Below are 7,455 nucleotides of genomic sequence, written 5' to 3' on the forward strand. Positions count from 1 at the left end.
CCTTATAGAGAAAGGCATTTAGCGATTTTTGTCAATTGTTTTTTATCTAGAGCGAACTAATCAATTAAGTCTCTTGCCAGATAAGGATTTAGTCGATTTATGCCCCCCTATCGAACCATAACAAGTAACGAAGAGCCAGAAATACTTTCATCCAGTGCGATCACTATCTTCTTGTTAATTAAACTTTAAAACTGCGATCGCTGGTGGCATTGTTAAGTTTTCTTGAACGGGCGATTTTTGTAATCAAGAGTAGAACCATCAATATTTATGGTTCGGTTGGCTCTTGGTATGATACGAATGTCTATGGAGAAATGGGTGTTATACATTCCAGTCAAATTAAATTTGACAACTAGCGATCGCTTTTCTACGGGAACAGAGAATTAGATAAAAAATACTAATATTTTGTCGCCATCAGGTTCTAGCCGCAATTCAATTGAGTATAAAATGATCTCAGAAAAAGCCTCCAGAAAATGTCAAATCAACCATGAAAAAAATTATTTTGATTTCTAGTCTATCTTTGACAATGGTAATCGGTGCTTCCTGGGCAAAACCGAATATAGTTTTGGCTGAAACTTGTAATTACTTTGCCGGAACTGCTGTGACGGGAAAAAGCGTTAACATCGATTTATGTTCGATTGTTCCGGCTAGTTCGCGTAGTGTTGACTTCGTTTATTATTTAGGAAATCAACGACTGGTTAGCCAAGCTAATTGTGATAACGGAACTTGGACGACTTTTCCCGAAAGACAAATTCATCGTCCCCGCTCTCAGGCGACTCAAACAATGCTAGAGGTGGTGTGTAGTTACAGATTTAATAGTTCTCAATCCACATCAAGAATCGCTACAGCAATAGTGTTTTCTCCACCATCAAATGTGAGAACATCCCCCAATGGCAATATCATCTGTTCAGTCAGAGAACGTAGAACCATCAATATTTATGGTTCAGTTGGCTCTTGGTATTATACGAATGTCTGTGGGGAAATGGGTGTTATACATTCCAGTCAAATTAAATTTGACAACTAGAGATCGCTTTTCTACGGGAACACAGAAACGGGTAAAATCGATCAATGCAGTTGTTTTCTTTCGAGGTGTCGTCATTAATAAGAAAGCTACCCGTTCCTTAGCCGGTATTGCCGGAATTGTCGCCGTTGCCACCTTAATCAGTAAGGTTTTTGGTTTAGTCCGCGAACAGGTAATCGCCGCTGCCTACGGTGTCGGGCCGGTGGTGAACGCCTACGCTTTTGCCTACGTTATCCCCGGTTTTCTGTTAATTCTCCTCGGTGGCATTAACGGCCCCTTTCACAGTGCTTTGGTCAGTGTTTTGGCCAAAAGAGATAAATCCGAGTCCGCGCCGATTGTCGAGACTGTCACCACCCTAGTCAGTGCGATTTTATTAACTGTCACCGTCTTTTTAATCGTTTTTGCCAATATTTTTATCGATGTTCTCGCTCCCGGTTTAGATGCCGCCACCCGCAGCATGGCCATTCAACAACTGCAAATTATGGCCCCCATGGCGGTTTTAGCTGGTTTAATCGGCATCGGTTTCGGTACTCTCAACGCGGCGGACCAATACTGGCTACCGAGTCTCAGTCCGCTTTTTTCCAGTGTGGCGGTGATTATCGGGGTGGGTTTGCTGGCCTGGTCACTTGGCGATCGCATTGATGAGCCGCAATATGTGCAACTGGGGGGTTTTGTCCTCGCCGGCGGTACTCTCGTTGGGGCGCTTTGGCAATGGTTGGCACAAGTAGGCGCACAAGTCAAGGCAGGTTTAGGAAAATTAACATTTCGTTGGGATTGGCGGATTCCGGGGGTGTCGGAGGTGTTGCGGGTGATGATTCCGGCGACCTTATCTTCGGGAATGTTGCATATTAACGTTTATACTGACCTCTTTTTCGCTTCTTTTATCGAAAATGCCGCCGCTTCCATGCGTTACGCCAGTTTTATCGTTCTCACGCCCTTGGGCATCATGTCTAACATGATTCTCGTGCCGTTTATGCCGATATTTTCTCGACTGACGGAACCAGAAAATTGGGGAGAATTGAAGCGAAAAATCCGTCAGGGTTTATTATTGACGGCTTTAACCATGTTACCCTTCACCGCTATCTTTATCGCCCTCGCTTTCCCGGTAGTGCGAGTTATCTATCAACGGGGTGCCTTTAATCTGGCTGCCTCGGAACAGGTGGTTCCCGTATTAATGGCCTACGGTTTCGGGATGTTTTTCTATCTCGGCCGCGATGTTTTAGTACGAGTGTTCTATGCTTTGGGTGATGGTGACACTCCCTTTAAGGTGAGTATGGTGAATATTTTTCTCAATGGTGTGCTGGATTTCCTCTTGTATAGACCTTTTGGTACTCCGGGGATTGTTTTAGCAACCGTGGGGGTTAATATCCTTTCTATGGGCATTTTTACGGTAATTTTAAATCGTCGTTTAGGGGGTTTACCTCTAGGAGAATGGGGTTTATCCTTATTGGGATTAACGGTAATTACAATGCTTTCTGGTGTTGCTAGTTGGGGAGCTAGTTGGGGATGGGAAAAGGTTTTCGGTGCTGGTAATATTTTCTTACAATTATTACAGTTAGGTTTTGCTTCAACCGTAGCGGTGGGTTTATTCCTCCTCGGTGCGATGTTATTGAAGTTACCTGAATTAGACCTATTAATCTCGCGAGTTCGTCAGAAGTTCTTGAAAAAATCTTAGGTTTAAGTTGCTGCCTCACCTCATCATTACATAGGGTTTGCTGAAAAAGTTTTTTCTGGGGGCAGGGTGTAGGGTGTAGGGTGTAGGGTGTAGGGTTTTACCGATTTTCATCTGGTCAATTATCTAATTTTCAGGGAAAAAGTACCTGAATTTTCCCCCCAATCACTCCAAGGGTCGGCACTTTTTGATGGGCAAAAGGTCTAAAAGTTTTACCCAACAAGGTTTTCACATTTATTCAGCAAACCCTATTTATTTTTAGGAATTGGGGGCAGTTGCGGTGATTTTCGGCGAGAATTAGAACCGGATATTTTCGGGGGTAGGGGTGCAGAATTGCGATTAGATAAACTTTGAAGGCTCTTTTTCATATTAGCAGGTTCCGGCAGTTCTAGAGTTACCCCTTCCCTAGCGGTCATTGTTTGCCCCGGTAGGCATAAATCAAAAACAAAGGCAGAATTATTGGTTAAATCGGCCAGTTCTAATTTTACCATCTCTGGAGAGGATTCTCGTGCTAATAAAGGTTCAATTTCGGTTTTAATCAACTGTTCTAATTGAGCCAGATAATTGATCTTAACAGGAGTAACAATTAAAGTTAACATTTCTTGCCAACCTTGCCCCCCCAATTCTGCCAGAATATCCCCATAACAGCGAATTTTCCAGCTACCTATTCCCAAATCTCGATAGGAAAAAATTTCCAGCCAACCCCCGGCATCCGATCGATAATAATGAGTATATCTTTCACTACTTTCGGGAGATTCGTAATCGATACGCACTTCAATATGAGCAAAAGGAGAATCCAGACGGGCCAAGAGACGATAGTTTCCCGAGACAATTTCTAGAGAATTATTAGAAATTGTGTGTCCGTGATTCTCCCCTTGTTTTTGCAGTATAAATTCCATAATCCTAGCCTAGGCCTAATGTTTGGCCATGACGCTAAAACTTAGGATTTGTGCCGAGAGATTTGCGCTTTTAATTCCCTTGCTTGTGTCAATAAATCCGCTTGGGTTAGACTAATTTGTTCTTGGGTGGCCATCCATTTCAGTTGTACCGTGCCATTTTCAGCCTCAGCATCCCCCAAAATTATACAGCCCACCGCCTTAGCTCGATCGGCCCGTTTAAATTGTTTTCCGAAAGCGCTGCCGCTTAAGTCTAACTCAACGCTAAACCCCAATCCGCGTAATTGTTGCGCTAACACCACACTGCGGGCCTCAGCTTTTTCTCCTTTGGAGACGAGATAAAAATCGGGAACCAAAAAAGATAAAGATTGCTTTTGTTGTAATAATATAATCAGACGTTCTAAACCGATCGCCCAACCCACTGCTGGTGTGTCTGGACCGACTAATTGAGCTATTAAACCATCATAACGACCACCACCGCAAACCGTGGCTTGAGCGCCTAAATCATCGGACTGAATTTCAAAGGCCGTATGGGTGTAATAGTCCAATCCTCGCACTAAACAGGGATTAAGATTATAGATAACTCCCAAATCAGTTAGTAAAGATTGCACCCGTTCAAAATGCTTTTGAGAATCACTGCCGAGATGTTCAAGAATACTGGGGGCATTCTTACAGATAATCTTGGTTTTCTCGTCCTTACTATCCAAAATTCGCAGGGGATTTTTTTCTAATCTCTGTTGAGAATCCGCGTCTAAATCAGCTTTGTAGGGAGTCAAATAATCTAGCAAAGCCTGACGATAATTTTGCCTATCTTGGGCATTTCCCAGGGAATTAAGGTCTAATTTTAGGTTTTCTAGCCCCACAGCTTTTAATATCTCGCTGGCAAGGGTAATTACTTCCACATCCGCCCTAGGGTCATCACTTCCCAACAATTCGACCCCGATTTGATGAAACTGTCGCTGCCTACCCGCTTGCGGACGTTCATAACGAAACATCGGCCCCTTATACCAGAGTCTTTGTACTCCTCCGGCGGCCTGTAATTTGTGTTCAATATAGGCGCGAACGACCCCAGCCGTTCCCTCCGGTCGCAAAGTCAGGGAACGTTGACCGCGATCAAGGAAAGTGTACATTTCTTTACCTACCACGTCCGTCGCTTCCCCGATACCCCGTTCAAAAAGTTGCGTCTGTTCAAAAATGGGAGTTCGTATCTCTTGATACAGCGCAGTCCCTAAAATTCTGCTGGCAGTTTCCTCTAACCACTGCCAGTAACCGACCTCCGCCGGTAAAATATCTTTTGTGCCTCGGATTGCCTGGATTTCGCCCATAGTTCTCTGTATTTTTATCCCTATTTGAACAATCTTAAACCGCTTAGAGTCACTAATACCGTCGATCCTTCATGACCGATGACACCAAGAGGTAAAGTTATATCACCGGCAAAATTGGCTATTAGCAATATGCCGATAAACGCGAGGGCGAAAGTGATATTCTGTTTAACGATGCGATTGGCACGACGACCGAGGTTAATCGCGCTGGGAATTTTGGCTAAATTATCGGACATAAGGATAATATCGGCCGTTTCCAAAGCGACATCACTACCCGCTTTTCCCATGGCAATCCCCACATTAGCCATAGCTAAAGCGGGCGCGTCATTAATGCCATCCCCCACCATAGCGACAGTGTGATATTTTTCTTGCAGATTTTGGATAACGGTTAACTTATCTTCGGGGAGTAAATCAGCGTAAACCTCCTCAATGCCGAGTTTTTCAGCAACTTTATCGGCACTTTGTTGATTATCACCCGTAATTAAAACGATATGTTCGATACCGATCTTTTTTAGCTGCTTCACCAGATTAACTGCCGATTCCCGCAGGGTATCGGACACAGCGATCGCCCCGATTATCTGATTCTCTTGTACTACCCAAACTAGGGTTCTGCCTTCTTTTTGTAAACGTTCGCGCATAGCTAGGATATTCTGGTCAAGATCGGAAATATGGTCACGAATATAGGCAAAATTGCCCACAGATACCGACTTATCGGCAATTTTTCCCGTGATACCCCGTCCCGATACCGCTTGCACCTGATTAGCACTGAAGAAATTTATACCACGTTCCCTGGCTGTGGCGGTAATAGCGGATCCGATGGGATGTTCGGAACAGGATTCTAGGGATGCAGCCACCGCTAACACCTCATTTTCGCTGACTGCATGGATAGGGATAATTTCCACCACTTGCAACTTACCAAGGGTGAGAGTGCCGGTTTTATCAAAAGCGATCGCTCGTATGCGGCCGATCATCTCCAATCTTGCGCCATTTTTGAATAAAATCCCCTGTTTTGCCCCGTTAGCGATACCCGATAACAAAGCTGGCATAATTGAGGCCATTAAAGCACAGGGAGAAGCCACCACGAGAAAAATTAAGGCCCGATAGATGGTGGTTTCCCAGGTCCAACCCCAGAAAAAAGGCGGTAAAATCCCGAAAATTAAGCCCAAAATCACGATAATTTTCGCATAACCCCGCTCGAAACCTTCGATAAACTGTTGGGAGGGAGGGGATTCATTTTGTGCTTTTTCTACCAAACGAATCACCCTCTCAATTAAGCGACTTTCGGGGGGAGTTTCCACCTTTAAACGTAGCACTCCTGCACCGTTGAGAGTTCCCGCAAAGACTTCTTCCCCGATGGTTTTATCCACGGGAAGCGATTCTCCGGTAATTGGCGCTTGATTAATGGGACTGTTTCCCTCCATAATAATGCCGTCAATGGGGATTAATTCACCCGGTTTGACCAAAACTGTGTCACCGATCCGTAATTGCTTGATAGGAACCTTTTTTTCCCTGTCTCCCGTGATTAATCTAGCAGTATCGGGGGTCATGGCCATGAGAGAACGAATATTGCGATCGGTTTTCGCCATGGCAATCTGTTCTAATGCACCACTAATAGCGAAAATCAGGATTAAAACGGCTCCATCGATGATGAGATAGTAATTACTGTCCCAGAGTCCCAAAATCGCCGCCCCCAAGGCCGCTACAATCATTAAGAGGTCCACATCTAGTTCTTTTTCCTCCCATAAAGTCGTCAATCCTGCTTGGGTACTCTCGTATCCTCCCACCAGATATGCGATCGCTAGTAGGATAAAAGCCGGGCCGATCAGATTAAAGTGTAGGCATAACCAACCAAAAAAGACTAAAATAGCGCAAATTCCTGCGGCAACTGCCGAGGAATACTCAGACAACCAAGAGGACGAGATACTCTGAATCATGGAGCGATGGCAATTACTTTTCTCCCCATTCTAGAAAAAATTAGATCGATGCAGAAAACCCCTAGGACGTTATCCCCTGCAGCCAACTTAGCTGATAATAATTGGAATTTTGCCGAGGTTTGGATCGATCCGATGCTCTCCTCCCTATATCTTGCTTTTACTGGCTTAATCTTCAGGAAACTATCGCGTGTACGCTCCCTCTGAGGGTTATCAGGTGGTATTTACCGGTGCGAGTTACGAGGAAACGGAAAATTGGCTATTAGAGGACGAATTTGAACCGGTAGAGGGACGACTTTCGCCAGTAGAGATATAATTTCCTTATCTTCCTTTCCGCTTTTCTTCGATGCTATCCTTACTAAAAAAGCGATGGAATTGGCTAAAATCGCTCTTTATTGGCAGTCCGAAGGCAATTAACCCCAAAGAAGTCAAAAATACTCCTCCAGAACCCCGTGACGCACCAGCGGAATAGATTGAACTCATGAAAACCGACACGATTTTCTACCGACTTTTTCAAACCTTTCCCGATCTTCTGTTTGAGTTAATCGACTTTCCCAGGGAATTAGCCAATTTCTATCGATTTTCCTCCGTAGAGGTGAAACAACTATCTTTTCGC

8 protein-coding genes are annotated in these 7,455 nt (G+C 44.4%); 4 read left to right on the forward strand and 4 right to left on the reverse strand.

Translation table 11 applies throughout. The features are described from left to right. Positions 1–484 precede the first annotated feature (484 nt). A complete protein-coding gene (locus PX482_RS01940) occupies positions 485–1,021 on the forward strand; it encodes a hypothetical protein (RefSeq protein ID WP_288122008.1) in 537 nt (178 codons plus the stop codon). Further along, a complete protein-coding gene (gene murJ, locus PX482_RS01945; RefSeq protein ID WP_002760316.1) occupies positions 966–2,693 on the forward strand; it encodes a murein biosynthesis integral membrane protein MurJ in 1,728 nt (575 codons plus the stop codon). Before PX482_RS01940 ends, murJ begins: the two co-directional genes overlap by 56 nt. Before the next feature lie 245 nt (positions 2,694–2,938). Here murJ and PX482_RS01950 read toward each other — a convergent pair whose 3' ends face one another. Genes PX482_RS01950 through PX482_RS01960 form a run of 3 tightly spaced genes read right to left on the reverse strand, consistent with a single transcriptional unit; the run spans position 2,939 to position 6,842 of the window. Next, positions 2,939–3,589, reverse strand: coding sequence for a hypothetical protein (locus tag PX482_RS01950; protein ID WP_002760318.1), 651 nt, complete (start codon positions 3,587–3,589; stop codon positions 2,939–2,941). Between the two features lie 41 nt (positions 3,590–3,630). Beyond that, positions 3,631–4,911 carry a histidine--tRNA ligase gene (hisS, locus tag PX482_RS01955; protein ID WP_002760319.1) on the reverse strand — a complete coding sequence of 427 codons (1,281 nt, stop codon included), beginning with the start codon at positions 4,909–4,911 and terminating at the stop codon, positions 3,631–3,633. A 20-nt stretch (positions 4,912–4,931) separates the two neighbouring features. Further along, on the reverse strand, positions 4,932–6,842 hold the full coding sequence (locus PX482_RS01960) for a heavy metal translocating P-type ATPase (protein WP_002760321.1): 1,911 nt from the start codon (positions 6,840–6,842) through the stop codon (positions 4,932–4,934). A gap of 187 nt (positions 6,843–7,029) precedes the next feature. On the opposite strand from PX482_RS01960, the gene PX482_RS28010 reads away from it, so the two are divergent. After that, on the forward strand, positions 7,030–7,155 hold the full coding sequence (locus PX482_RS28010) for a hypothetical protein (protein WP_002760323.1): 126 nt from the start codon (positions 7,030–7,032) through the stop codon (positions 7,153–7,155). A gap of 5 nt (positions 7,156–7,160) precedes the next feature. On the opposite strand, the gene PX482_RS01970 is transcribed toward PX482_RS28010, so the two are convergent. Further along, complete coding sequence (locus tag PX482_RS01970) at positions 7,161–7,322, reverse strand: hypothetical protein (RefSeq protein WP_288027480.1); 162 nt, start codon at positions 7,320–7,322, stop codon at positions 7,161–7,163. On the opposite strand from PX482_RS01970, the gene PX482_RS01975 reads away from it, so the two are divergent. Beyond that, positions 7,321–7,455 (forward strand): DUF2887 domain-containing protein (locus tag PX482_RS01975; RefSeq protein ID WP_288122009.1); only part of this gene is annotated, 135 nt, incomplete at its 3' end. The genes PX482_RS01970 and PX482_RS01975 overlap by 2 nt on opposite strands.

The organism is Microcystis sp. M53602_WE12 (genome assembly GCF_030065455.1).
GTDB classification, from domain to species: Bacteria; Cyanobacteriota; Cyanobacteriia; order Cyanobacteriales; family Microcystaceae; genus Microcystis; species Microcystis aeruginosa.

Coding starts and splice junctions, on each gene's coding strand:
- PX482_RS01940 (WP_288122008.1), top strand. CDS start 485: ATGAAAAAAATTATTTTGATTTCTAGTCTATCTTTGACAATGGTAATC.
- murJ (WP_002760316.1), top strand. CDS start 966: ATGTCTGTGGGGAAATGGGTGTTATACATTCCAGTCAAATTAAATTTG.
- PX482_RS01950 (WP_002760318.1), bottom strand. CDS start 3,589: ATGGAATTTATACTGCAAAAACAAGGGGAGAATCACGGACACACAATT.
- hisS (WP_002760319.1), bottom strand. CDS start 4,911: ATGGGCGAAATCCAGGCAATCCGAGGCACAAAAGATATTTTACCGGCG.
- PX482_RS01960 (WP_002760321.1), bottom strand. CDS start 6,842: ATGATTCAGAGTATCTCGTCCTCTTGGTTGTCTGAGTATTCCTCGGCA.
- PX482_RS01970 (WP_288027480.1), bottom strand. CDS start 7,322: ATGAGTTCAATCTATTCCGCTGGTGCGTCACGGGGTTCTGGAGGAGTA.